Origin of the sequence: Microbacterium phycohabitans (assembly GCF_032464935.1) — a bacterium.
Lineage (GTDB): Bacteria > Actinomycetota > Actinomycetes > Actinomycetales > Microbacteriaceae > Microbacterium > Microbacterium phycohabitans.
This window is the reverse complement of the sequence record NZ_JAWDIT010000003.1, coordinates 379,922-403,757: the sequence shown is the minus strand read 5'-3', so window position 1 is coordinate 403,757 and position 23,836 is coordinate 379,922. Positions and strand designations below refer to the sequence as shown.

The window sequence follows — 23,836 nt, the reverse complement described above, 5'->3', positions numbered from 1 at the left end:
CCCACATCCTACTGAGGGGGTGCGACACCGGGTCTGGTCCCCCAGACACGATTCGAACGTGTGACCGGCGGATTAGAAGGCCGCTGCTCTATCCACTGAGCTACTGGGGGTCGTCGATCCAGGATATCGGTCGCACCCTCGACGTCGCACCAGCCCCTGGCGCGGGCGCTCGAGCGGGCGTAGCCTCCGGGCGAACGAGAGCGAAGGAGCACTCATGTCAGACACCGCGACGCGACGACTCTGGGTGGCCTACGGCCCGGTGGGTGTCGTCGGAACCATCCAGAAGGATGCCGAGGGCTACAGCGTCCACATGACGGGCAAGGACGAGAGGCTGGGCGTCTACCCGTCGATGGACATCGCCAAGAGCGCGCTGCATGCGCACCTCAAGCCCGGCAGCGACCGCCCGGAGTTCCGGGAGCACTGACCGCGCGACGCCCCGCCCGCTCGGCATCCGCCGCGGGCGGGGCGCTCGTCTCAGACCCGTGCGTCGGGCCGCAGGCGCGGCGCGGGACGGGGAGTCGCCAGCAGCGGCATCGCGATGTGAACGAGGGGCCCGATGCCCAGCGCGAAGATCACGGTGCCGATGCCCACGGTGCCGCCCAGGAGCCACCCCAGCACGAACACCGTGCCCTCGACGGTGAGCCGGCACGCCCAGATCGGCCACCCGAAGCGCCCGTGCAGTCCGGTCATCAGTCCGTCTCGGGGTCCGGGGCCGAAGTTCGCTCCGATGTAGAGCCCGGATGCCACCGCCACCAGCACCACGCCGGTGACGAGCATGAGGGCTTGGAGCCAGAGGACATCGGGGTGCGGCAGGAGGGCGAGGGCCAGCTGCAGGCTGGTTCCGACCAGCAGGATGTTCGCGATCGTGCCGACGCCCGGCTTCTGGCGCAGGGGGATCCACAGGAGCAGGACGCCGAGCCCGACGATGTTCGTGACCCATCCGATGCCGACGCCCGTCACTCGCGAGATGCCCTGGGCGAAGACGGTCCAGGGGTCGACGCCGAGGCCGGCGGCGACGGTGAAGGCGGCTCCGGTGCCGTAGAGGACGAGTCCGACGAGGAGGCGGGTGACGCGGGAGAACATGTGGCAATCCAATCATCGGATTGGACTTTGGCGTAGAGGCCAATTGCGCTACGGTGGCCGCATGGACTCCCGCATCTCCGCCCGCGCCCTCGCAGCGGCCCTGGGCGGCTGGCGCGGAAGCGGCCCGGCCTACGAGGCGCTGGCCGACGGCGTGCGCCTGCTGTGCCTGGACAATCGTCTCGCCCCCTCGACCGCCCTGCCGGCCGAGCGGGAGCTCGCCGCCGCGCTGTCGCTCAGTCGCACCACGGTGGCCGCGGCCTATCGGAGTCTGCGCGAGACGGGCCACATCGCGAGCCTCCGCGGCAGCGGCAGCGTGACCCTCCCGCTCCGGCGGAGCGACCCCGGCCGACTCGACGCGGATGCCGACAGCATCGACCTGCAACAGGCCAGTCCCGCGGCATGGCCGGGGCTTCCCGCCGTCATCGCCGAGGCCGCAGCCCAGGCCCCCGCGCTGGTTTCCCGAATCGGATACGACGTCGTGGGCGATCCCACACTGCGCGCGGCCATCGCGGATCACTACGCGGATCGAGGGCTCGCGACCTCACCGGACCAGATCCTCGTCACGACGGGCGCGCAGAGCGCCATCCACCTGATCGCCTCCGTGCTCATCGGTCGGGCCGACCGGGTCATGCTCGAGACGCCGACCTACCCCCACGCGGCCGACGCCTTCCGTCGGGTCGGAGCACGCCTGATCGGGGTGCCCGTCGACTCGGATGACGGATGGGACGTCGAGCGTGCCGAGCAGAGCTTCGCGCGGGCCCTGCCGTCGCTGGCCTACCTCATGCCCGACTTCCACAATCCGACCGGACGCTCGATGGACGAGCGCGAGGTCGACGCGTTCGTGTCGGGAGCCCGCAGTGCCGGAACGCTCCTCGTGCTCGACGAGACCACGGGACAGCTCGACATCGACCGCCAGGGGGATGCCGCACCCTTCCCGGACGACGAGCGCATCATCCGCGTCGCGTCGCTGGGGAAGACGGTCTGGGGCGGTCTGCGCGTGGGATGGGTGCGCGCCGCTCCCGACATCATCCGCCGCCTCGCGAGCGGGCGCCCCGTGCACGATCTCGGAACGCCGGAGCTCGAGCAGGCCATCGCGACGCGCCTGGTGCCGCGGCTCGATGAGATCGCCCGGCAGCGGGGAGAACTGCTGCGTGCGGGACGCGACGCCCTGCGGACCGCGCTGATCGATACGTTCCCGGAGTGGGACGTCCCCCGGGTGAGCGGCGGCGTATCGGTGTGGGTCGGCATCGGGGAGCCGCTGAGCACCCCGCTGGTCATGAACGCGCGTTCGCGCGGGCTGGCTCTCTCGGCCGGCTCCCGCTTCGCGGTCGAAGGCGGACACGACCGTCGCCTGCGCGTCCCCTTCACCGCTCCGCCCGCCACGCTCGAACGCGCCGTGGAGATCCTCCGCGCGGCGTGGGACGACGTGCGGGGAGGGCGCACGGTGCCCGCACGGGAGGACTTCGCCACGGTGGTGTGACCGGGCTGCGGCCTCGTCGCCCCCGGGGTGCCCCCGAGCGCCGCCATGCGGCTCATCGCGCGTAGCGCAGGCACTCGACGGCGTCGCTCGACGACCAGAACTCCCCGAGCCGCCGGAAACTCCCCGACGCGGTGTGGAAGCGCTCGGCCGTGTAGCGCCATCCGCCGTCGGCCGCGATGGCACGGATGTGGCCCACCACGATGCCTCGCGGGTCGGCGATGCGCCACAGACCGGCGGCGACGTGCGTCGCCGCGCCCCACCCGGCCGAGCGCGGTGCCGGAGCGAGGTCGTTCCACAGTGCGGTGCTCATGCGGACACGGTACGACCGACCTCCGACATCGCCCCGGCGCGGGAACGCCACCCGTCCTCCCCAGTGCGTCCGATGCGGCATCCATCCACCGAACCGGTGATGGCGCCCCCGCCGTCCCTCCCCATCGCGGGACGCTGAGCACGGCTCCGGCATCCGTCGGGCACACGGATGCCGGAGCGTCACGACACATCGGAATGCCCCATCGAGAGGACACATCATGAGCGATCACATCACCCTGGTCGGCAACATCGTCGGCGACCTCGAGCAGCGCACCACCCGCGGGGGCGGACCGGTCGCCGCCTTCCGCCTCGCCGTGGGCGAGAGGAGGTTCGACCGCGAGAAGGGCGAATGGGTGGACGGGCACACGAACTTCTACGCCATCTCGGTCTTCGGCGATCTCGGCGCCCACGCTCTGCGCTCGTTCCAGAAAGGCGAGCGAGTGATCCTGAGCGGCCGACTGCGTCTCCGGGAGTGGGAGACCGAGAGCAAGCGCGGCGTGAGCGCCGACGTCGTCGCGGATGCCATCGGCCACGATCTGCGCTGGGGCGTATCGGTGTTCCAACGCGCCGCGAAGCCGCAGCAGACGGCCGAACCCGCGCCGCGCGACGAGAGGGACGGTGGGGGATGGACCGTACCGGGGGCTCCCCTCGAGGCGCCTGCCGTCATCGCGGACCGGGGAACCGAGCCCGCACGGTCGGAGCTCGTCGTGGGCGCGGGGGAGCTCGGCGGCGTCGAGGTGCCCGCGGACGCTGCTCCGTTCTGAACCTCGAGGCGGAGAGGCCGATCCACCGGGAGCGCGCGGGGCGGGTCCGTAGACTCGACGGCGTGTCTCGCTTCCTCGGACGATCCCTCGCCGCTCTGACGCTCGTGGCCGCGTTCGGCCTCGCGGGGTGCACGGACGGTACGCCCGCTCCGGGAACCGACACGGGCAGTGGCGAGTCGTCCCCGACGGCAGCTCCGCGCGGTGAGGCGACCGCCCCCGCGGCCGACGCCTCGTCGACCCCGGCGGCCTCCTCCGCGGGCGAGGCCGCGCAGCGCCTCCCGCTGTTCTCGCAGACCGTGGCGTCGGTGTGGACGGGGTCGAACCCCGCGTCGGGACGCGCATACATCGATGCCCTGGTGGCGGCCGGCTTCGACAAGGCCGCGATGCAGGTCACCTCCGATGAGTCCACCATCGGCAACGCGGCGGAGAGCATCGAATTCGCCGTGCGGGTGGGCGAGGAGTGCCTCGTCGGGCAGGTGGGCCCTTCGATCGGCGATCCCGTGACGACGGTTCTGCCCGGGTTGAGCTCCGGCGGCTGCCTCATCGGGCGAACCCGCGCCATCGATTGGTGAACCCGGCAGCGGCCGCTGCGCCATCGTCACGTCGGTCCGCGGGGTCGCCGCCCCTAGACTGGAACGGTTATGGCCGAATACATCTACTCCATGGTCCGTGCCCGCAAGGCAGTCGGCGAAAAACTGATCCTCGACGACGTCACGATGTCGTTCCTCCCCGGCGCCAAGATCGGCATGGTCGGTCCGAACGGCGCGGGAAAGTCCACGATCCTCAAGATCATGGCCGGCCTCGACACGCCCTCCAACGGTGAGGCGCGCCTCAGCCCCGGCTTCACGGTCGGCATCCTGATGCAGGAGCCCGAGCTCGACGACAGCAAGACCGTGCTGGAGAACATCCAGGACGGCGTGGCGATCAAGCCGAAGCTCGACCGCTTCAACGAGATCTCCGCTCTCATGGCCGACCCCGACGCGGACTTCGACGCGCTGCTGGCCGAGATGGGCACGCTGCAGGAAGAGATCGACGCCGCCGACGGCTGGGACCTCGACTCGCAGCTCGAGCAGGCGATGGACGCCCTGCGCACGCCCCCGGCGGACGCCTCGGTCGTGCCACTCTCGGGTGGTGAGCGTCGCCGCGTGGCGCTGGCGAAGCTGCTGCTGCAGAAGCCCGACCTGCTGCTGCTCGACGAGCCCACCAACCACCTCGACGCCGAGAGCGTGCTCTGGCTCGAGCAGCACCTCAAGGCCTACAAGGGTGCGGTCATCGCCATCACCCACGACCGGTACTTCCTCGACAACGTCGCGGAGTGGATCGCCGAGGTCGACCGCGGTCACCTCTACCCCTACGAGGGCAACTACTCCACGTACCTCGACAAGAAGGCGCAGCGCCTCGACGTCCAGGGCAAGAAGGACGCGAAGCTCGCGAAGCGACTCAAGGACGAGCTCGAGTGGGTCCGCTCGAACGCCAAGGGCCGTCAGGTCAAGTCGAAGGCCCGTCTGGCTCGATACGAGGAGATGGCGGCCGAGGCGGAGCGCACGCGCAAGTTGGACTTCGATGAGATCCAGATCCCCGCGGGTCCGCGCCTGGGCAGCATCGTCATCGATGCGAAGAAGCTCCAGAAGAGCTTCGGAGACCGCTCGCTCATCAGCAACCTGAGCTTCAACCTGCCCCCGAACGGCATCGTCGGCGTGATCGGTCCGAACGGCGTGGGAAAGACCACGCTGTTCAAGACGATCGTCGGCCTCGAGCCTCTCGACGGCGGAACGCTGAAGATCGGCGAGACCGTCAAGATCAGCTACGTCGACCAGTCGCGCGCGAACATCGACCCCGAGAAGACGCTGTGGGAGGTCGTGTCCGACGGCCTCGACATCATCACGGTCGGCAAGACCGAGATCCCCTCGCGCGCCTACGTGTCGAAGTTCGGCTTCAAGGGGCCCGACCAGCAGAAGAAGGCTGGTGTGCTCTCCGGTGGTGAGCGCAACCGCCTGAACCTCGCCCTGACGCTGAAAGAGGGCGGCAACCTGCTGCTCCTCGACGAGCCGACCAACGACCTCGACGTCGAGACGCTGAGCTCGCTCGAGAACGCTCTCCTCGAGTTCCCCGGTTGCGCCGTCGTCATCACCCACGACCGGTGGTTCCTCGACCGCATCGCGACGCACATCCTCGCCTACGAGGGAACCGAGGAGAACCCCGACCAGTGGCACTGGTTCGAGGGCAACTTCGAGGCCTACGAGGCGAACAAGATCGAGCGCCTCGGCGCGGATGCCGCCAACCCGTCGCGGTCGACCTACCGCAAGCTCACGCGTGACTGACTCACGCCTCACCCCCGACTCGGGCCCCGCCGCGGCGGGGCCCGAGCGGCTCCACGTGCCGATCCCGCTGCGGTGGGGCGATCTCGACGCGCTCGGGCACGTCAACAACACGTCGATGCTCAAGCTGCTCGAAGAGGCGCGCCTGCGCGCGTTCTGGCGCGGCGACGGCGAGGGCGAGGCGCTGCCGACGGCGGTCTTCGACATGAGCGTCCTCGAGAGCGGCGGCGAGCGGGCGACGCTCATCGCTCGACAGGAGATCGAGTACCTCCGCCCGGTGCCCTACAGCCAGCGCCCTCTCGACGTGCGCATGTGGATCGGTGCGATGGGCGGATCCAGCGCCGACATCTGCTTCGAGGTGTTCAGTCCGATCGGCGACGCCGATCAGGTGCTCTATGCGCGGGCCACCGCCGTCGTCGTCCTCGTCGACACGGCGAGCGGCCGGCCCATCCGCTGGAGCGAAGCCGAGCGCGCGGCGTGGAGACCCTACGTCGGCGACCCGATCGAATATCGTCGCCGAGCCGCGAAGGGCTGAGCCGAGCCGTCGTGGCGGGGCCCCAGTCTCACGCCGTCGTGATGACCGTGAGACGCCGGAGGGATGCCGCCGGGTGGCGGCATCCGCATCATCCGGTCAGTCGCGGGGCACGCGCACCATGACCTCCTGTGCGACGCTCGCCAGCAGCACGCCGTCCGGCGTGTAGACGCGGCCCGTCGACAGACCACGCCCGCCGCGGGCGTTCGGCGACTCCTGCACGTAGAGCAGCCAGTCGTCGACGCGTCCGGGGCGGTGCCACCACATCGCGTGATCGAGACTCGCCACGCGCAGCCCCGGGGCGTTCCAGGCCACGCCGTGGGCGCGCAGGATCGTTTCCTGGATCGTCAGATCACTGAGGTACGCGAGGGCGGCGCGATGGACGGCCGGGTCGTCGGTGATGGGGCGGCGCAGCTTCATCCACACGGCCTGCCGCGGCACGTGCGGCCCCTCGACCGACGCGTACACCGGCGACGAGACGTGACGCACGTCGACGGGACTCGCCGACAGCATGCGGCGGCTGATGGGATGCAGCGTCTCGACGTCGACGGGCGCCGTGTCCTCGGGCTGGGCGATGCCGTCGGGCATGGGCTCGAAGTGCTCGAGACCGGGGTCTTCGTCTTGGAACGACGCGATCATCGAGAAGATCGGCACTCCCGACTGGAACGCCTGCGTTCGCCGCGTCGAGAAGGAGCGACCGTCGTGGATGCGGTCGACCGAGAACGTGATGCCGTCGCTCGGGTCGCCCGGACGCAGGAAGTAGCCGTGCATCGAATGCACGGTGCGCTCGGGCGGGAGCGTGCGCGATGCGGCGACGATCGTCTGCGCGAGCACCTGTCCGCCGTAGACACGGCCGGTCGGCATGGCCTGCGACACCCCCGTGAAGATGTCTTCGGTCGTCCGGGCGCCGGCATCGCGGAGGTCAAGGACCGCGAGCAAAGACGCCACGGGATCGATGGCGTCGGTCACGCTGACTCCCGTTCCGGTGCGACGAGGTGCGCACCGCTTGCTAGTTTAGAGCGGGTGTCCGCGCGCCTGTTGTTCCCCGACCCGCAGGCGGCAGCCGACCTGCTCACCTTCTCGAGCCGGACGATCCGTCTCGGCGACGGAACCGTGCGCCTCCGCGCCCGCGGGGGAGTCCTGGTCACGACGGCCGCGCCGCTCGCCCCCCGCGGCCTGATGGACGCGACGCCCACCGTTCTCGGGCTGCGCGCGTCGGCGATCGACCCCGAACTCGAGTGCGACCTCGTCGTCGAGGCGTCGGCGCTCCTGCCCGCCCCCGACGACGCGAACGCCGTCGTCCTGCCCGAGACCGCGACGTCTCCGGCGTGGGCGGGAATCTCGCCGCCGCAGGGCGGCTGGGAGCAGACGGGCATCATCGACGCCTCCGTGCTCGCGGCTCGCGCGCAGTACGGCGTCGCTGCCGTCGCCGACGCCCTGCCGGCGGACGCGGGCGAAGATGTGGTGCGGGTGATCCGGGCGCAGGTGTGGGGGCAGCCCGACGCGGCTCTCGCGGACCTCCCGCTGGGTGTGGCCTTCGCCGCGTTCGCCCTCGGGTTCATCGCGGGGAGCGAGGAGGCACCGGTGCGTCGGAGCGGCGCCTGGACGCGCGTCAGTCTCGCCCGCGGTCACGTCCTCGTGCGAGGTCCGGTGCGGTCGGGCCTCACGGCGGTGCGCGCGACCGGGAGCTGACCCAGCCCGCACACAGGTGCGATCCCTACGATCGGACGGGCAAGGGGAGTACTCCCGACACGGCGTATCCGTCATCACGAGTCCACGGTTGGATTCCGGGTGCGTCGGTCCGAAAGGGCGGAGGAGACCTTGACGTCGCGGCAGCATGCCGCCCGTCGAGAGGTTCTCCCATGGTCTCGTTCTCCCGTCTGTTCGATCTCGCCTCGAAGGCCGCCGGAAAGGCCGCGTCCGCGAAGGGCTCAGGCTCCGCTCCCGCAGGCCGCGACTGGCGCGACATGGTGCGTTCCGCCGCCGACGCCGTGACCGGCGACGCCCGCTCGCGTGACGCCGTGGCCCCTTCCGCGCCCCGCGGGGACCGATACGCCCCGCCGGCCGCCCGTGGCACGGCCTCCCGGTCGTCCCTCTCGGCGGCCGACCGCTCGGCGATCGCCCGCTACGACTACCTCGTGCGCACGGCCGACCCCGAGCACGTCGAGCAGATGCACCGTGAGGCCTTCGCCCGCCTGACTCCCGAGCAGCGTGCGCACGTGCGGGAGCGGATGGATGCCGAGCTCTCACCGCACGAGCGGCCGCGCTCGGACGCGCCGGACGACCTTGCCCGCACCGCCGCGCGAGCCGAGGCGACGCGCCCCGGCCGGATGTCCGCCCTGCTCGCGAAGGCAGGGCGCGGCGGGCTCGTGGGCGCGGGTGTCGTCGGAGCCGGCGGTCTTCTGGCGGCGGTCGCGGGCGGCGCGGTCGTCAGTGCCGTCGCCGGTCCGCTGCTCGCTCAGGCCGGTCAGATGGGCGTGGACTTCGCGGGGCTCGCCGAGGGCGTCGACCTCGAGGCCCTGGCATCCGGTGTCGACCTCGCGTCGCTGGCCGACGGCGGCGTCGTCGGCGAGTGGGCGGGAGGAGCTCAGGATGCCGTGACCGGAGCCGGAGAACAGCTCAGCGGCTTCGGCGAGGGGTTGTCGAACCTCGACCTCCCCGGCTTCGGGGACTTCCTCGGCCGCTGAGGAGGGGCGGCACCGGCCCGCCGGGCGGAACGACGTCAGTCGCTCGCGCGGACGGGCAGTCCGGTGTCGGGTCGTCCGTTCTGCTGCGGACCGATCCCGCGCGGCTCGAACGTGTTGACCATGGCGTAGGCGGCGCGCTCGAGGTAATCCCAGAGGGGCGCTTCGAACGCGGGAGGCAGGGCGATCTCGTCGACGGCCGCGCGCATGTGGCGGAGCCACCGGTCGCGCGCGTCGGGGTCGACGTGGAACGGCATGTGGCGCATGCGCAGTCGCGGATGCCCGCGCGTTTCACCATAGGTGGCCGGACCGCCCCAGTACTGCGCCAGGAAGAGCGTCAGCCGCTCCGCGGCCGGACCGAGATCCTCTTCGGGGTACATGGGCTTGAGCACCTCGTCGGACGCGACGCCGCGGTAGAACGCGTCGACGAGCCGGCGGAAGGTCTCCATGCCCCCGACCTGGTCGTAGAAGCTCACCGGTTCGCTCATGGGGTGCCCTCTTCGTCGGCGCGTGCGGCCGGGGGAGTCGGCTTCGGCGTGTCGGCACCCGGCGCTTCGGGCAGGTCGACAACCGAAGTGGGGGTGTCGTCGCGCCGCGTCTTGGTCTTCTCGACCTTCGGCGCCGGAGCGGCATCGTGCTCGGTGCGGTCCTCCACCGTATCCGAGACGTCGAGGCGACGCCCTCGCGGCTTCCAGCGCGGACGATCGTTGACGACGGCGACGGGCGTCTCCTTCGTCTTCGGCGGGTGGGCTCCCCGCACGCTCTGCGCGCCCTCGGCGCCGGTGAGGACGATGGAGTTCAGGTGGGGCAGGGCGATCCCCATCGCGTCGATGGCGCGCTTCAGGCGCGCCCGCAGCTCACGGGCGACGTCGTCTTTGGCGCTCGATCGCGTCTTCATGACGAGACGGATGACGAGGGCATCACCGCTGATCGACTCGAGGCCCCAGATCTCGGGCTGCTCGATGATGCGGGAACGCCACTTCTGCTCCTTCGACATCGCCTTCGCCGCGCTGAGCATGGCCTTCTCGACGTCGTCGATGTCGGCATCCACCGGCACGGCGAGATCGATGATGACGCGCGACCAGCCCTGCGACATGTTGCCGATGCGCGTGATCTCGCCGTTGCGTACGTACCAGAGCGTGCCGTTGACGTCGCGCACGTGCGTGATGCGGACGCTCACGAACTCGACGATGCCCGTCGCGAGTCCCAGGTCGACCACGTCGCCGATGCCGATCTGGTCTTCGGCGACGATGAAGATGCCGTTGAGAACGTCTTTGACGATGTTCTGAGCGCCGAAGCCGAGGCCGGCGCCGATCGCCGCGGTGAGCAGGGTGAGCGATGCGAGGGCGTCGGGCGCGACGATGCCGGCGATCCACACGAGCGCGACGATCACGAGGATGACGTTGACGATGTTCTGCAGAATCGTGCCGAGAGTGCGCGTGCGTTGCACGAGCCGGACGGCGCTGAGGGGAGAGCGGTCGAGGGCCTGCGTGTCGTCGACCCGTGCCTTGACCTTGGCACCGTTGACGATGCGGTCGACGACGCGTCGGATGACGAGGCGCAGGACCCAGGCGGCGACGGCGACGCCGACGATGATCCCGAGGATCTGCAGGAGTACACCGCCGAAGTCGAGCAGCCGGCCGCCGATCCAGGTCCAGGTGTCGAGGTTGGCGAGATCTCCGGGCGAGGTGATCGTGGGCGACGGGCTGGGATCGGGGTTTTCGGCGAGAACGAACATCGGGAATCAGACTAACGACGGATGCCTCGGCGCCGGCTGAGCGTCGAGGCATCCGTGGAGGGTACGGGGATGGGGAGGAGGGGTCAGGCGTCGCGCGTCCGCAGGGCGATCCACCCGAGCGCGAGCGGCCCGACGACCCACCCGGCCAAGGTGAGCGCGGGCTCGAGGAGGTCCCGTGCCCCGGGCCGCGTCAGCGCGCCGGCCGCGTCCACGGGGAGGTACCGGCCCGCCTCGACGACCCACATCCAGTTGGGACCCGCGATCGCGAAGAGGCTGAGGACGATCGGCAGCACGAACAGCACGCCCACCGTGACCGCGATGGCGGCCGCTCCGCTGCGCAGCAGGAAGCCGAAGCCGACACCCATGAGGGTGAAGCACGCCATCGACACCACGCCCCAGCCGAGCGGGACGATCGAGTCCGCGGGTGACGCCCAATCGATCCCCGCGGTCGTCAAGGGTGCGGTGAAGGCCATCGCGACGGCGTAGATCACGACCGTGGTGACCATCATGGTCACCGCCACGACGATCGCCTTGGCCAGCAGCACGGCTCCCCGACGCGGTTCGGCGGTCAGGGTCGAGCGGATCATGCCGGTGGAATACTCGCCGGTCACGACGATCGCACCGAGGATGCCCGCCACGAGCATCGTGAACTGGGTGGGGGCCAGGATGACGTTCGTCGGCGCCATCGACCCGTCCGTATCGCTGGTCGCCACGGCGATCAGGAGCGAGATACCGACCGACAGGGCGGCGGTGACCCCGAGCGACCACCACGTCGAGCGCAGGGTGAGGATCTTGATCGCCTCCCCGCGGAGGAGGCGGGTGAAGCTCAGGCCATGAGCCGGAGCGTGCGTGGACCTGCGGGGTCCGGCGGCGAGGGTGGTCATGCGATCTCCTTGGTCTTGTACTCGACCGAGTCGTCGGTCAGGGCGAGGTAGGCGTCCTCGAGGGATCCGACGCGCGGGCTGAGCTCGTAGAGGGGGATGCCGCGCTCGGCGGCGATGTCGCCGACCGTCTGCGAGGGGACCCCGGTGATCTGGGCCGCACCCGGCTCGATCGCCGTGATCGTGGCATCCGGGGTCTGCAGCGCGGCGACGAGGTCGTCGAGGCGGGGCGAGCGCACGACGAGGGTCGTGGTGGTCCAGGCCGCGACGAGGTCGGCGAGGGGAGCATCGGCGAGGACGCGGCCACGCCCCAGGACGATGACGTGGTCGGCGGTCTGCGCCATCTCGCTCATGAGGTGGCTCGACAGCAGGACCGTGCGGCCCTCTGCGGCGAGGTGCCGCACGAACTGTCGCACCCAGCGGACTCCCTCGGGGTCGAGGCCGTTCACGGGCTCGTCGAGGATCAGCGTGTGCGGGTCGCCGAGCAGCGCCGCCGCGATGCCGAGGCGCTGCCCCATCCCGAGCGAGAACCCGCCCGCGCGCTTCCCCGCGACCGCGCCGATGCCCGTGAGCTCGATGACCTCGTCGACCCGTTCCCGGCCGATGCCGTGGGTCGCGGCGAGGGCGCGCAGATGGTTGCGTGCCGAGCGGCCCGTGTGCACGGCCTTCGCGTCGAGGAGCACGCCGACCTCGGTCAGCGGAGAGCGCAGATGGCGGTACTCCCGTCCCGAGACCGTGACCCGGCCGGAGGTGGGGCGATCGAGCCCCACGATCATGCGCATGGTCGTGGACTTGCCCGCGCCGTTGGGCCCGAGGAAGCCGGTCACCCGGCCCGGGGCGACGGTGAACGAGACACCGTCGACGGCGGTCTTCGCGCCGTATCGCTTGGTGAGATTGTCTGCAACGATCATGCGTTCGACGCTACGGATCAGCCCCCGGCGCGGGCGTCGGTCGCGGGGATGATCCCGCGTCATCGCGAGGATGACCCGGAACGACGGATGCCCCCTCCCGGTGGGGGAGAGGGCATCCGTCGTCGGGGTGCGGTCTACTGCGCGTCGCGCTCCTGCACGGCCAGCGCACGCTCGACGCCGGCGAGGTTCTCACCGACGAGACGGCGCAGCGCCGGGGCCGCGTCGGCGTTCTGCGAGAGCCACTGACGGGTCGCGTCGCGCAGGGACTTGTTCGCCAGGGCGGCGGGGTACAGACCCACGATGAGGTACTGCGCGATCTGGTAGCTGCGCGACTCCCAGATCGGCAGAAGCATCGCGAAGTACGGCTCGACGAAGTCGGCGAGCACGTCGACCGTCGCGGGGTTGGTGAACCCGGCGGCGGTCGAGCGCACGATCGTGTTCGGCGCGTCGGTGCGGACGATCAACGAGTCCCACGCCTCCTGCTTGGCCTCGCGCGAGGGCAGCGACGCCTTCGCCATCGCCGCGAACTCGCCGCCCTTGGCGGTGTTGTCGGCCGCGCGGGCCTCCTCGATGTCAGCCGCGCTGACGACGCCCGCCGCGGCGAGCGACACCAGCAGCTGCCACGACAGGTCGGTGTCGATCTCGAGACCCTCGAGGGTCGTCGACCCGTCGCGCAGGGCCTTCACCGTCTCGGCGTGGGCCGGAGTGGATGCCGCCGACGCGAACGCCGTGACGAACTGCAGCTGGCTGTCGCTCCCGGCCTCGGCCTGCTGGGCGAGGGCCCACAGTCCGTCGGCGACGCGCTCACGCGCCGCATCCCGCGTGGAGGGGGCGACGTAGGAGTTCGCGGCGAGCTGCAGCTGGGCCAGCGTCGTGCGCACGGTGGTCGACTCGGTCTCGGAGCCGATGTTCTGCAGCACGAGGTCGAGGTAGTCGGTCGCCGAGGCCTCGGCATCCCGGGTCTGATCCCACGCGGCGCCCCAGACGAGCGAGCGGGCGAGGGGGTCGGAGATGTCCTTGAGGTGGGCGATGGCCGTCGCCAGCGAGCGCTCGTCGAGACGGATCTTCGCGTAGGCGAGGTCGTCGTCGTTGAGCAGCACGAGGTCGGGACGACGGATGCCGCGCAGCTCGGCCACCTCGGTGCGGTCGCCGTCGACGTCGAGCTCGACGTGGTGGACGCGCTCGAGCGCTCCGGCGTCGTTCAGCGAGTAGAAGCCGATGCCGAGGCGGTGCGGGCGGATCGTGGGGTAGTCGCTCGGCGCGGTCTGCACGATCGCGAAGCGCGAGATGGTGCCGTCGGCACCCTCTTCGATGAGCGGGGTGAGCGTGTTCACGCCCGCGGTCTCGAGCCACTTCTTGGCCCAGTCGCCCAGGTCGCGTCCGCTCGTGGTCTCGAGCTCGGTGAGCAGATCGCCGACCTCGGTGTTCGACCACTGGTGCTTCTGGAAGTACGCCGCGACACCGGCGAAGAACTGTTCGATGCCGACCCAGGCCGCCAGCTGCTTGAGGACGGATCCGCCCTTGGCGTAGGTGATGCCGTCGAAGTTGACCTGCACGTCTTCGAGGTCGTTGATCTCGGCGACGACCGGGTGGGTCGAGGGCAGCTGGTCCTGGCGGTACGCCCAGGTCTTCTCCATCGCGTTGAAGGTCGTCCACGCGGCTTCCCACTCGGTCGCCTCGGCGGTGGCGATGGTGGAGGCCCACTCGGCGAACGATTCGTTCAGCCACAGGTCGTTCCACCACTTCATGGTCACGAGGTCGCCGAACCACATGTGCGCGAGCTCGTGCAGGATCGTCACGACGCGACGCTCCTTGACGGCATCCGTCACCTTGGAGCGGAAGACGTAGGTCTCGGTGAACGTGACCGCCCCCGCGTTCTCCATCGCGCCGGCGTTGAACTCGGGCACGAAGAGCTGGTCGTACTTGGCGAAGGGATAGGGGAAGCCGAACTTCTCCTCGAAGTACGCGAAGCCCTCGCGGGTCTTCTCGAACACGTAGTCGGCGTCGAGGTACTGCCACAGGCTCTTGCGGGCGAAGACACCGAGCGGGATGACGCGGCCGTCGGCGCTCGTGAGCTCGCTGTAGGTGGCCTCGTAGGGGCCCGCGACGAGGGCCGTGATGTACGACGAGATGCGGGGGGTGGGAGGGAAGTCCCAGCGCGCGGAATCGCCGTCGAGGGCGACGGGCTCGGGGGTGGGGGAGTTGGAGACGACCTTCCAGCGCGCGGGAGCGGTGACCGAGAAGGTGAAGGCGGCCTTGAGGTCGGGCTGCTCGAACACCGTGTACATGCGGCGCGAGTCGGGCACCTCGAACTGCGAGTAGAGGTAGACCTCGCCGTCGACGGGGTCGACGAAGCGGTGCAGGCCCTCGCCGGTGTTGGTGTACTCGCAGTCGGCTTCGACCACGAGCTCGTTCGTGGCGGCGAGGTCGTCGAGCGCGATGCGGGAGTCGGCGAACACCGTGGCGGGGTCGAGCGAACGGCCGTTCAGCGTGACGGAGTGCACCGTGCGCGCGATGAGGTCGATGAACGTCGACGCTCCCTCGGTGGCGGCGAAGCGCACGACCGTGCGTGAGGAGAACACCTCGTCTCCGCGGGTGAGGTCGAGCTGCACGTCGTACTCGTGCGTGTCGACGATCGCACGGCGCTCCTGCGCTTCGATGCGGGTGAGGTTTTCTCCTGGCACTGGCGTCTCCCGGGGATGAGGGTGGGATCGTCGCGGATGACGCTCCGGCGCGGGTCACGGCGGACGCCGTCGGCGACGATGGCAACCGTAATAGCCTAGTCGCGAGATATCTCACGTCCAGGCCCATCGGCGGGGTGGGAGGATGTGTGCGTGAGCACGACCGACACGGACACCAGCCCTGAGACCGTCCTCTACGCGTCGCCTGCCGCGGCGTCCGGACCCAAGTGGGTCGAGACGCCGGTGGCCTACGACGGCATCCTCCTCGCCGGTTTCGGCGGGCCCGAGGGGCAGGACGACGTCATCCCGTTCCTGCGCAACGTGACGCGTGGACGCGGCATCCCCGACGAGCGCCTCGAAGAGGTCGCCCACCACTACCGCCACTTCGGCGGCGTGAGCCCCATCAACCAGCACAACCGCGAGCTCAAAGCGGCCCTCGAGGCGGAGATCGCCAAGCGCGGTCTGGGCCTTCCGGTCTACTGGGGCAACCGCAACTGGTCGCCGTACCTCGAAGAGGCCGTGACCGAGGCGGCCGAGGCCGGCGACACCACGCTGCTGGCCATCGCGACCAGCGCCTACAGCTCGTTCTCGAGCTGCCGTCAGTACCGCGAGGACTACGCGCGGGTGCTCGAGGCGACGGGTCTGGGTGAGACGGTCACCATCGACAAGGTGCGTCAGTTCTTCGATCACCCCGGATTCGTCTCGACGTTCGTCACGGGCGTCACCGAGGCGGTCTCGTCCTTCGTCGCCGACGGCATCGCGCCCGAGAAGATCCGCGTGCTCTTCTCCACCCACTCCATCCCCACGGCCGACGCGCAGCGTTCCGGCCCGCGCGACGTCGACTTCGGCGAGGGCGGCGCCTACGAGGCCCAGCACAAGGCCGTCGCCGCGTTCGTCATGGCCGAGGTCGCCGCGGCCGTCGCCGACGTGGAGTGGGAGCTCGTCTACCAGTCGCGCTCGGGCCCGCCCACGCAGCCGTGGCTCGAGCCCGACGTCAACGACGTCATCGCGGAGCTGCCCGGCCGAGGCGCCGAGGCCGTGGTCATCGTTCCGCTCGGGTTCGTCAGCGACCACATGGAAGTGCTGTGGGACCTCGACACCGAGGCCATGGAGGCCGCCGAAGAGGCCGGCATCCGGGCCGTGCGCACCCCGACGCCCGGTATCGATCCCGCTTACGTGTCGGGTCTCGTCGACCTCGTCGAGGAACGTCTCACCGGAGCGCCGAAGTCCGAGCGGCCGCACCTGACCGATCTCGGTCCCTGGTACGACGTCTGCCGCCCCGGGTGCTGCGAGAACATCCGCGCCGGCTTCAAGCCGGTCGCTGCGGGACTGCGCCCCTGAGCCCCATCGACGCCGCCCGTCTCCTTCCTGCGAGCGGGCGGCGTCGTCGTGTGCGCGCTCGGTGGACCGGAGAGGGTGCGGTGAGGCGTCATCCGCGGGCCCGATGTCGGCACTGCTCAATAGGATTGGCCCCATGCGCATCCACATCGGCACCGATCACGCCGGTCTCGAGTTCTCCACCCAGATCCAGCACCACCTCGCCGCCCAGGGGCACGAGGTCATCGATCACGGACCGATCGAGTACGACCCGCTCGACGATTACCCGGCGTTCTGCATCCGCGCGGCTCAAGCCGTCGTGCGCGATCAGGCTCAGGGCGTCGAGGCCCTCGGTGTCGTGTTCGGCGGCTCCGGCAACGGCGAGCAGATCGCGGCGAACAAGGTGCTGGGCGTGCGGGCGGCACTCGTGTGGAACATCTCCACGGCCGAGCTCGCTCGTGAGCACAATGACGCCAACGTCATCTCGATCGGCGCGCGCCAGCACACCTTCGACGAGGCCGCGTCGTTCATCGACCGGTTCATCGCCACGCCGTTCTCGGGCGAGGAGCGCCACGCGCGCCGCATCGGCCAGCTCGCCGCGTTCGAGCAGGACGGCGTGCTGCTGCCCGACCCGCGTGCCGGGCGTTCGGAGAACACGATGACCGACGCCAGCGACTCGTTCGACCCCGAGGCAGGCTGATGCCCGAAGGGCACTCCGTCCATCGGATCGCTCGTCAGTTCGAGCGCAACATCGTCGGACGCACGGTCTCGGCATCCAGCCCCCAGGGGCGCTTCGTCGAGGGCGCTGCCGTCATCGACGGACGAGAAGCGCTCGAGGCGCGGGCGGTCGCGAAGCAGATGTTCCTGCGTTTCGACGGAGACGTCTGGCTTCGCGTGCACCTCGGTATGTACGGGGCCTGGGACTTCGCCGGCGAGGTCTCGGTCGATGCCACCATCGCGTCCGCGAACGGACGCATGGGGCAGACCAATCAGCGCGGCACCGTCGCGGACGATGAGCCGATCCTGGATGCCGCGGGCGAGAACTCCCTGAGCTCCATCGGCGCTCCGCGACGCGCGCGAGTGCGCATGTCGGAGCAGACGACGGGGCTCGACGAGCAGATGGAGTGGCCCCCGCCGGTCGTGGGTGCGGTGCGGCTGCGCCTGCTCACCGACACCACCTGCGCCGATCTGCGCGGACCGACGGCGTGCGCGCTGCAGTCGTCCGACGAGGTCGCGGCGACGATCGCGAAGTTGGGCCCCGACCCGCTCGTCGATGACGTCGCCGAGGGGGAGGAACGATTCACCGCGGTCGTGCGGAAGAAGCCGACCCCCATCGGGCTGCTGCTCATGGACCAGTCCGTGGTCAGCGGCATCGGCAACGTCTACCGTGCCGAGCTGCTGTTCCGCGCGCGCCAGAACCCGCACACCCCCGGGCGGGAGGTGCCCGAGGAGGTCGTGCGCGATCTGTGGCGCGACTGGGCGCGGCTGCTGCCCATCGGCGTCGAGACCGGTCAGATGATGACGATGGACGACCTCGATCCCGAGGCGTACCGCCGGGCCATGGCGCACCGCGACGACCGGCACTGGGTCTACCACCGGGCGGGGCTCCCGTGCCGGGTGTGCGGGACGACGGTGCTCATGGAGGAGGCCGCGGGGCGCAAGCTGTACTGGTGCCCTCGCTGTCAGGCGTGACGTGCTCCTCGGGACGCTGACCCGGCGGCCCGTCCGCGGGTCCCGGTCCCTTCGACAGGCTCAGGGACCTGGGGCGGAGGAGGCTGAGCCTGTCGAAGTCTCCGGGCGGTCGTGGGCTGCGGTCCCTTCGACGGGCTCAGGGACCTGGCGCGGAGGAGGCTGAGCCTGTCGAAGCCTCCGGGCGGTCGTGGGTTCCGGTCCCTTCGACGGGCTCAGGGACCTGGGGCGGAGGAGGCTGAGCCTGTCGAAGTCTCCGGGCGGTCGTGGGTCCCGGTCCCTTCGACGGGCTCAGGGACCTGGGGCGGAGGAGGCTGCGTCCGTCGAAGCCGACCGCGGCGGGCCGCGCGTTCTAGGCTGGTCCGGTGCGCCAGAACCCGAGTTTCGCGATGACCGACATCGGCGAGATCCGCCGTCTCGTCGACCTCAATCCGTGGGTGACCCTCGTCAGTCACACCGACGACGGCCTCGTCGCCTCGCACTACGCCGTCATGCTCGACGACACGCGCGACGACCTCACGATCGTCGGTCACGTGGGAAAGCCCGACGACGTCATCCTCGGCCTCGGCGACCGCGAACTGCTCGTCGTCGTGCAGGGTCCGCACGGTTACATCACCCCGCGCTGGTACGGCGACGTCGCCGCCGTGCCGACCTGGAACTTCGTGTCGGCGCACCTGTCCGGCATCCCGGAACTGCTGTCGCCGGAGGAGAACCTCCGCGTGCTCGATCGGCTCGTCGACCGCTTCGAGGGAGACGGTGCCGATGCGCGGGGGCTGTACACGCTCCCCAATGACGCGGCCTTCGTCGAACGGCTCGAACGCGGCACGGTCGGCTTCCGTCTGACGCCGACGCGCGTGACGGCGAAGCGCAAGCTCAGTCAAAACCGCAGTGCCGAGGTGGTCGACACGATCATCGAGGGCCTTGAGTCGCACAACCCCGTGCTCGCCGCAGAGATGCAGCGCGCCGCCGACGCGCGGGTGCGTCCGTGATCGGCGAGGACGCCGGTTTCATCCGCGCGGTGCGCGTCGCCGGTCCCGGCCGGGAGTTGCTGCCCACCGACGAACCGGTCGACCTCGTCCTCGTCGACGGCGTCATCGCCGACATCGCGCCCACGGGCAACCTTCGCCCCACCGGGTTCGTGGTGGAAGGCGAGGGGGGATGGCTCCTCCCGGGCCTGTGGGACCACCACGTGCACGTGCTGCAGTGGGCCCTCGCCGCGGATCGCGTCCCGCTGGGCGAGGTCGCCTCGGCGCACGATGCGGCGGCCGTCATGGCGCTCGCTCCGGTGAGCGACGGGCGGCGCATCGGCTCCGGCTTCCGCGACGGGTTGTGGCCCGACGAGCCGACCCTGGAGCTTCTGGATGCCACGACCGGCGAGGTGCCGACGTACCTCATCAACGCCGACGTGCACAGCGTCTGGCTGAACACGGCGGCTTTCCACCGGGAGGGCTTCACCCCCGTGGCATCCGGGATGCTGGTGGAGGAGGACGCCTTCGAGATCTCGCGGCGCCTCAACGCCGTCGCGCCCGACGTCGCCGACGACGCCGTCGAGCGCATGGCGCACGCCGCCGCGGCGCGGGGCCTCGTCGGACTCGTCGACCTCGACATGACCTGGAACGACGAGCCGTGGCAGCGACGTGCCGCTCGCGGTTTCGACGCTCTGCGCGTGTCGTACGGAACGTACCCGCAGCATCTCGACCGGGCGATCGCCGAGGGACTGCGCACGGGAGACCGTGTGCGGGGCGGGCGGAGCGACCTCATCCGGGTCGGGCCGCTCAAGGCCATCACCGACGGCTCCCTGGGCACGCGCACCGCCGCGTGCGCGCACCCGTATCCGGGCGACCCCGGCAACCGCGGTCTGCTGACCGTCGCACCCGACGACCTCGTCGAGATGATGACGCGCGCGACCGCCGCGGGCCTGGAGTGCGCGATCCACGCGATCGGCGACGTCGCGAACAGCCATGCCCTCGACGCCTACGCGGTGACGGGCGCGGTCGGGACGATCGAGCACGCGCAACTCGTCGCCCACGCCGACATCCCGCGCTTCGCCCGCCTGGGCGTCACGGCGAGCGTGCAGCCGGAGCACGCTCTCGACGATCGCGACATGACGGATGCCATCTGGGCCGGGCAGTCGGCGCAGCCCTACCCCTTGCGTGCCCTCGCCGACAGTGGCGCGAACCTGCGGTTCGGCTCGGATGCGCCGGTGGCGCCGCTCGATCCGTGGGCGGCGATGGCGTCCGCGGTGTTCCGCACCCGCGACGGGCGCGAGCCCTGGCAGGCGCACCAGCGGGTGGAGATCGGCACCGCGATCGCGGCATCCACCGCTGGAGGATCGACGGCTCCGGCCGAGATCGCGCCGGGGGCGGTCGCCGACCTCGTGATCGTCGGCGCCGATCCGCTGAGCGCCGACGAGCGTGCGCTGCGGTCAATGCCCGTGCGGACGACGCTGCTCGCCGGCCGGGTGACCCACGGGGTCTGATCGCCCCTCCCGTGCTCTCTCAGGCGTGCGCGTGCGTTCTCGTCGCCCGGCGGGCGCTGCGGCGACAGGACGTGACCATCCACGTGCGCTCATCACGAGCGATACGGGGACGACGAAGGGGGCGACGCCGAAGCGCCGCCCCCTCCGTTCCGCTTACGCCGCGAGGTGCGCGAAGAGGAACCAGCGGTCCTTGTCGAGACCGCGCTTGATCTCGATCGCGACGTCCTGGCTCGACATGTCGATCTCGTCGAGACCCTCGATGGCGGCCTCGATGTCGACGAGCACCGCGTCGATGTCGGCGATCACGGCGCGGATGACGACGTCGGACTGCGCGAAACCGGCGGGCACCTCGGTCGCCTTCGCCTTGGCGGCGACGGTCGAAAGGCGCGAGTCGATCGGAAGGCCCAGGGCGACGATGCGCTCGGCGGCGAGGTCGGCCCAGTCCTGCGCGTGAGCGACCACCGTGTCGAGGAGCTCGTGCACGCCGATGAAGTTCGAGCCGCGCACGTGCCAGTGCGCCTGCTTGCCGTTGACGACGAGCGCCTCGAGGTCGATCACGACGGGGGAGAGGAACTGGGCCGTGCCGGCGGCCATCGTCGGGTCGACGGTGGTGGCGGCGGGGGTCTGAACGGTGCTCATGTCTGCTCCTTGTCGCAGTGAACGAAGTCTGTTGGATGCAACGCTACTCACGCCCGGACATTCCGCAAGCAAGATGAGGCTCGGCTAAATCCCCGGTGAGGAGGCAATCCTTACCTCCCCTCGGTGGCCCGTCGACGCAGACCGATCCCGCACACCAGCGCGAGCAGGCCCGCTCCCAACAGGCCCACCGGGAGAGGGGCCGCCCCGTCCGTCCGTGGGAGGACGCCGCCCGCCTCCCGTCCCGACGGGTGCTCGTCGACGACCTGCGTCAACCGAACCGAGGGTGTGACCCGCGCCTCGCCCCGGCGCGATGCGTTCGGGGCGTCGGCATCCAACCCCAGCGCGACGTCGACACGGAGCGTCGCCCCGGCGGAGATCGGATCGCTGACCCACTCTCCTCCCGGGGCGACCGGCGCGTCGTCCACGACGAGCCGAAGGTCGTCCGCCATCTCGTGATCCGTCGGGCTCCCGCTCAGCGGGCTCGCGTCGATGCGGATCCCCGCCCGTGCGGGGTCTGTGCTGGCGTTGCGGATCCACAGGATCGAGCCGGCGGACCCACCCGGAACGAGCGGCAGGTCCGAGCGGAACAGCGACACGACGCCGTCGGCGACGAAGGTGTTCCCGTCGACGCTCAGCAGGAGCCGCGCGTCCGCGGTACCGTCCGCGGCCTCGGCGGGAAGGGGAGAGGTGGCGGATGCCGCGATGCCGGTCGAGAGGACGACGATGAGGGCGAGGGTCGTTTCGCGGCGCCGCGGCGACCGCTTGGATCGGGCGAGGTCGAGGGCGAGGAGCGCTGCGCCGTATCCGACGATGAGAACCCCCGCCGACGCGATCACCGCTCCGCGGGCCTGCCCGCCGAACAGTGCCGCCGGGTATCCCAGATACGGCAGCGCGAGCACGACGGAGCCGCGCAGCTGCTCGCGCTGGACCGGGGGGTCGTCGAGATCGTTCGCATCCCCACGGGTGATGAGCAGGCGATCGCCACCCGTGCTCGACGTCGTCCCCACCACCCGATGGGTGACCACCGCGGGATCGCCGGATCGGATCTGGTAGGTCACCACGTCACCGACGCTCACCTCGTCGATCGACACCGGTCTCACCGCGATGAGGCTCCCCGGAGGCAACCCCGGTTGCATGCTCCCGGTCAGGATCGTGTAGGTCTGCGCGCCGAGCAGCAGGGGAACGACCACGGTGAAGAACGCGAAGGTCGACACCACGACGAGCACCGCGGTGGCCAGCGCACCTCGAGTCCGCCGCCACCCCCGCCGCGCGCCCGACGTGGGGGCGTTCGCCCGGTCCCGTCGCAGACCTACCCCGACTGACACTTCAGTCCTCCGGCGAGTCCCGTCAACACGCTGCCGGCCAGCACGATGTGCTGACGGGTGCTCGGCGACGAGCTCCAGTTCTGATTGAGCGCCGTGACCGTGACGTGCACCGATCCCCCCGTGAGGAGACTTCCCAGCACCAACAGCAGATTCCCCAGGGTCGACCCCGTCACGTCGTAACTGGTTCCCGGTTGGTTCGCCGCGAGCTCCGAGGTCGAGGAGTTGACGGTGTTGCCGAGGACGACGCGATATCCCGTGGCCCCGTCCACCGCCGGCCACGAGATACGCGCGGCCGGAGGCGAAGAGGTCGTGGTCTGGCACGTGGCCGCGGGTGCGGTGAGCGATCCGGCGGCGAGGGTGAATGCTGGCGCGGGAACGGACACCTGCCACGCCGCGGCAGCGGGACCCGTGTCGGGGACGACGGCGACGGCGGTGATCGCGAGCGCGGCGACGAGGAGCGCTCCTCGACCACGCCTGGTCACGACATCACCTGGTCGGCCGTCACCGTGATCGCCGGCGCGACCGCCTTGCCCTGTACGTTCGGCGGCGCACTCGTGGCGAGGGTCACCCGCAGGCACAGGTCGACGCTCTGTCCGGGGGACAGGCCGCCAGCGGGCGCGTACCCGGTGGTGGGGCTGATCGGGGTGCCCGATCCGCAGGCGCCGACGTACACCTGCGTCGTGACGTAGGGCGCCAGATCGGCCGAGACGACGGGAGTGGCCGTCAGACGCCAGCGCAGCGTCGTTCCGCCGGCCGCGGTCTCGGTGACCCGTAGCGTGGCCGTGTCGCTCGCGCGTCCGGGATACAGCGGGTTCCACGACGTCCACGCGCCGACCCACTGCGTCGCCAGATCGAGGGAACCGGCGGTGAGTGTGCCGGCCGCCAGCGCGGTGCGACTGTGCCAGAGGGCCTGCGCCGCCGTCGCTGCCGAGACGGTGAACAAGACGACGGTCAGCGCGCCGGCCCACTGCAGCCGTCGCGAGACGGCCTCGGCTCGCGTGCGCAC

Annotated in this window: 25 protein-coding genes and 1 tRNA gene; 13 read left to right on the top strand and 13 right to left on the bottom strand. The window is 70.7% G+C overall.

Annotated features, from left to right (window positions below):
• Positions 1-34: 34 nt before the first annotated feature.
• Positions 35-110, bottom strand: a tRNA-Arg gene (locus RWH44_RS10530).
• A 104-nt stretch (positions 111-214) separates the two neighbouring features.
• Between RWH44_RS10530 and RWH44_RS10525 the strand changes: the two genes are divergently transcribed.
• Positions 215-424 carry a methyltransferase gene (locus RWH44_RS10525; RefSeq protein WP_315995558.1) on the top strand — a complete coding sequence of 70 codons (210 nt, stop codon included), beginning with the start codon at positions 215-217 and terminating at the stop codon, positions 422-424.
• Positions 425-474: 50 nt separating this feature from the next.
• Here RWH44_RS10525 and yczE read toward each other — a convergent pair whose 3' ends face one another.
• Positions 475-1,083, bottom strand: a complete 609-nt coding sequence (gene yczE, locus RWH44_RS10520; protein WP_316004532.1) for a membrane protein YczE — start codon at positions 1,081-1,083, stop codon at positions 475-477.
• 61 nt (positions 1,084-1,144) lie between these two features.
• Between yczE and yczR the strand changes: the two genes are divergently transcribed.
• Positions 1,145-2,563 carry a MocR-like transcription factor YczR gene (yczR, locus tag RWH44_RS10515; protein WP_316004531.1) on the top strand — a complete coding sequence of 473 codons (1,419 nt, stop codon included), beginning with the start codon at positions 1,145-1,147 and terminating at the stop codon, positions 2,561-2,563.
• Between the two features lie 52 nt (positions 2,564-2,615).
• Here yczR and RWH44_RS10510 read toward each other — a convergent pair whose 3' ends face one another.
• On the bottom strand, positions 2,616-2,873 hold the full coding sequence (locus RWH44_RS10510) for a hypothetical protein (protein WP_298872418.1): 258 nt from the start codon (positions 2,871-2,873) through the stop codon (positions 2,616-2,618).
• A 217-nt stretch (positions 2,874-3,090) separates the two neighbouring features.
• Between RWH44_RS10510 and RWH44_RS10505 the strand changes: the two genes are divergently transcribed.
• The 4 genes from RWH44_RS10505 to RWH44_RS10490 all read left to right on the top strand — a co-directional run bounded on the left by RWH44_RS10505 (position 3,091) and on the right by RWH44_RS10490 (position 6,489).
• The gene (locus tag RWH44_RS10505) at positions 3,091-3,636 is read left to right on the top strand and encodes a single-stranded DNA-binding protein (RefSeq protein ID WP_316004530.1); all 546 of its coding nucleotides are present in this window, start codon (positions 3,091-3,093) and stop codon (positions 3,634-3,636) included.
• Positions 3,637-3,698: 62 nt separating this feature from the next.
• Positions 3,699-4,208 carry a DUF6993 domain-containing protein gene (locus RWH44_RS10500; RefSeq protein WP_316004529.1) on the top strand — a complete coding sequence of 170 codons (510 nt, stop codon included), beginning with the start codon at positions 3,699-3,701 and terminating at the stop codon, positions 4,206-4,208.
• A 69-nt stretch (positions 4,209-4,277) separates the two neighbouring features.
• The gene (gene ettA / locus RWH44_RS10495) at positions 4,278-5,957 is read left to right on the top strand and encodes an energy-dependent translational throttle protein EttA (protein WP_298872426.1); all 1,680 of its coding nucleotides are present in this window, start codon (positions 4,278-4,280) and stop codon (positions 5,955-5,957) included.
• Positions 5,950-6,489, top strand: a complete 540-nt coding sequence (locus RWH44_RS10490; protein WP_316004528.1) for an acyl-CoA thioesterase — start codon at positions 5,950-5,952, stop codon at positions 6,487-6,489. Before ettA ends, RWH44_RS10490 begins: the two co-directional genes overlap by 8 nt.
• Positions 6,490-6,585: 96 nt before the next feature.
• On the opposite strand, the gene RWH44_RS10485 is transcribed toward RWH44_RS10490, so the two are convergent.
• Complete coding sequence (locus tag RWH44_RS10485; protein WP_316004527.1) at positions 6,586-7,455, bottom strand: acyl-CoA thioesterase; 870 nt, start codon at positions 7,453-7,455, stop codon at positions 6,586-6,588.
• Between the two features lie 54 nt (positions 7,456-7,509).
• On the opposite strand from RWH44_RS10485, the gene RWH44_RS10480 reads away from it, so the two are divergent.
• On the top strand, positions 7,510-8,178 hold the full coding sequence (locus tag RWH44_RS10480) for a DUF8185 domain-containing protein (protein WP_298872436.1): 669 nt from the start codon (positions 7,510-7,512) through the stop codon (positions 8,176-8,178).
• Positions 8,179-8,348: 170 nt separating this feature from the next.
• On the top strand, positions 8,349-9,173 hold the full coding sequence (locus tag RWH44_RS10475; RefSeq protein ID WP_316004526.1) for a cation-transporting ATPase: 825 nt from the start codon (positions 8,349-8,351) through the stop codon (positions 9,171-9,173).
• Between the two features lie 35 nt (positions 9,174-9,208).
• On the opposite strand, the gene RWH44_RS10470 is transcribed toward RWH44_RS10475, so the two are convergent.
• The 5 genes from RWH44_RS10470 to pepN all read right to left on the bottom strand — a co-directional run bounded on the left by RWH44_RS10470 (position 9,209) and on the right by pepN (position 15,384).
• Positions 9,209-9,658: a globin gene (locus RWH44_RS10470; protein ID WP_298872442.1), complete on the bottom strand. Its 450-nt coding sequence runs from the start codon at positions 9,656-9,658 to the stop codon at positions 9,209-9,211.
• Complete coding sequence (locus RWH44_RS10465) at positions 9,655-10,908, bottom strand: mechanosensitive ion channel family protein (RefSeq protein ID WP_316004525.1); 1,254 nt, start codon at positions 10,906-10,908, stop codon at positions 9,655-9,657. Before RWH44_RS10465 ends, RWH44_RS10470 begins: the two co-directional genes overlap by 4 nt.
• Positions 10,909-10,991: 83 nt before the next feature.
• Positions 10,992-11,792, bottom strand: coding sequence for an ABC transporter permease subunit (locus RWH44_RS10460; RefSeq protein ID WP_316004524.1), 801 nt, complete (start codon positions 11,790-11,792; stop codon positions 10,992-10,994).
• Positions 11,789-12,700, bottom strand: a complete 912-nt coding sequence (locus RWH44_RS10455) for an ABC transporter ATP-binding protein (protein WP_316004523.1) — start codon at positions 12,698-12,700, stop codon at positions 11,789-11,791. Before RWH44_RS10455 ends, RWH44_RS10460 begins: the two co-directional genes overlap by 4 nt.
• Before the next feature lie 134 nt (positions 12,701-12,834).
• Entirely contained in the window at positions 12,835-15,384 is a 2,550-nt protein-coding gene (gene pepN, locus RWH44_RS10450; protein ID WP_316004522.1) for an aminopeptidase N, read from the bottom strand.
• A gap of 150 nt (positions 15,385-15,534) precedes the next feature.
• Here pepN and RWH44_RS10445 point away from each other — a divergent pair, with 150 nt between their 5' ends.
• The 5 genes from RWH44_RS10445 to RWH44_RS10425 all read left to right on the top strand — a co-directional run bounded on the left by RWH44_RS10445 (position 15,535) and on the right by RWH44_RS10425 (position 20,866).
• Positions 15,535-16,722 (top strand): ferrochelatase, encoded by a 1,188-nt coding sequence (locus RWH44_RS10445; RefSeq protein ID WP_298872454.1) that lies wholly within the window; start codon positions 15,535-15,537, stop codon positions 16,720-16,722.
• Between the two features lie 133 nt (positions 16,723-16,855).
• Positions 16,856-17,398 (top strand): ribose-5-phosphate isomerase, encoded by a 543-nt coding sequence (locus RWH44_RS10440; RefSeq protein ID WP_298872457.1) that lies wholly within the window; start codon positions 16,856-16,858, stop codon positions 17,396-17,398.
• Positions 17,398-18,390, top strand: a complete 993-nt coding sequence (locus RWH44_RS10435) for an Fpg/Nei family DNA glycosylase (RefSeq protein ID WP_316004521.1) — start codon at positions 17,398-17,400, stop codon at positions 18,388-18,390. The genes RWH44_RS10440 and RWH44_RS10435 overlap by 1 nt, the downstream gene beginning before the upstream one ends.
• A 362-nt stretch (positions 18,391-18,752) precedes the next feature.
• A complete protein-coding gene (locus tag RWH44_RS10430) occupies positions 18,753-19,376 on the top strand; it encodes an FMN-binding negative transcriptional regulator (protein ID WP_298872462.1) in 624 nt (207 codons plus the stop codon).
• A complete protein-coding gene (locus RWH44_RS10425) occupies positions 19,373-20,866 on the top strand; it encodes an amidohydrolase (protein WP_316004520.1) in 1,494 nt (497 codons plus the stop codon). Before RWH44_RS10430 ends, RWH44_RS10425 begins: the two co-directional genes overlap by 4 nt.
• 153 nt (positions 20,867-21,019) lie before the next feature.
• Here the strand turns inward: RWH44_RS10425 and RWH44_RS10420 are convergent, their stop codons facing one another.
• The 4 genes from RWH44_RS10420 to RWH44_RS10405 form a co-directional block, all read right to left on the bottom strand.
• Positions 21,020-21,505: a Dps family protein gene (locus tag RWH44_RS10420; protein WP_316004519.1), complete on the bottom strand. Its 486-nt coding sequence runs from the start codon at positions 21,503-21,505 to the stop codon at positions 21,020-21,022.
• Positions 21,506-21,615: 110 nt separating this feature from the next.
• On the bottom strand, positions 21,616-22,830 hold the full coding sequence (locus tag RWH44_RS10415) for a signal peptidase I (protein ID WP_316004518.1): 1,215 nt from the start codon (positions 22,828-22,830) through the stop codon (positions 21,616-21,618).
• Positions 22,815-23,312, bottom strand: a complete 498-nt coding sequence (locus RWH44_RS10410; protein WP_316004517.1) for a hypothetical protein — start codon at positions 23,310-23,312, stop codon at positions 22,815-22,817. The genes RWH44_RS10415 and RWH44_RS10410 overlap by 16 nt, the downstream gene beginning before the upstream one ends.
• Entirely contained in the window at positions 23,309-23,836 is a 528-nt protein-coding gene (locus tag RWH44_RS10405; RefSeq protein WP_316004516.1) for a hypothetical protein, read from the bottom strand. The genes RWH44_RS10410 and RWH44_RS10405 overlap by 4 nt, the downstream gene beginning before the upstream one ends.

Bases quoted from the DNA above. Each gene is read 5' to 3' on its own strand.
- RWH44_RS10525 (WP_315995558.1), top strand. From the start codon at position 215: ATGTCAGACACCGCGACGCGACGACTCTGGGTGGCCTACGGCCCGGTG.
- yczE (WP_316004532.1), bottom strand. From the start codon at position 1,083: ATGTTCTCCCGCGTCACCCGCCTCCTCGTCGGACTCGTCCTCTACGGC.
- yczR (WP_316004531.1), top strand. From the start codon at position 1,145: ATGGACTCCCGCATCTCCGCCCGCGCCCTCGCAGCGGCCCTGGGCGGC.
- RWH44_RS10510 (WP_298872418.1), bottom strand. From the start codon at position 2,873: ATGAGCACCGCACTGTGGAACGACCTCGCTCCGGCACCGCGCTCGGCC.
- RWH44_RS10505 (WP_316004530.1), top strand. From the start codon at position 3,091: ATGAGCGATCACATCACCCTGGTCGGCAACATCGTCGGCGACCTCGAG.
- ettA (WP_298872426.1), top strand. From the start codon at position 4,278: ATGGCCGAATACATCTACTCCATGGTCCGTGCCCGCAAGGCAGTCGGC.
- RWH44_RS10475 (WP_316004526.1), top strand. From the start codon at position 8,349: ATGGTCTCGTTCTCCCGTCTGTTCGATCTCGCCTCGAAGGCCGCCGGA.
- RWH44_RS10470 (WP_298872442.1), bottom strand. From the start codon at position 9,658: ATGAGCGAACCGGTGAGCTTCTACGACCAGGTCGGGGGCATGGAGACC.
- RWH44_RS10465 (WP_316004525.1), bottom strand. From the start codon at position 10,908: ATGTTCGTTCTCGCCGAAAACCCCGATCCCAGCCCGTCGCCCACGATC.
- RWH44_RS10460 (WP_316004524.1), bottom strand. From the start codon at position 11,792: ATGACCACCCTCGCCGCCGGACCCCGCAGGTCCACGCACGCTCCGGCT.
- RWH44_RS10455 (WP_316004523.1), bottom strand. From the start codon at position 12,700: ATGATCGTTGCAGACAATCTCACCAAGCGATACGGCGCGAAGACCGCC.
- RWH44_RS10440 (WP_298872457.1), top strand. From the start codon at position 16,856: ATGCGCATCCACATCGGCACCGATCACGCCGGTCTCGAGTTCTCCACC.
- RWH44_RS10435 (WP_316004521.1), top strand. From the start codon at position 17,398: ATGCCCGAAGGGCACTCCGTCCATCGGATCGCTCGTCAGTTCGAGCGC.
- RWH44_RS10420 (WP_316004519.1), bottom strand. From the start codon at position 21,505: ATGAGCACCGTTCAGACCCCCGCCGCCACCACCGTCGACCCGACGATG.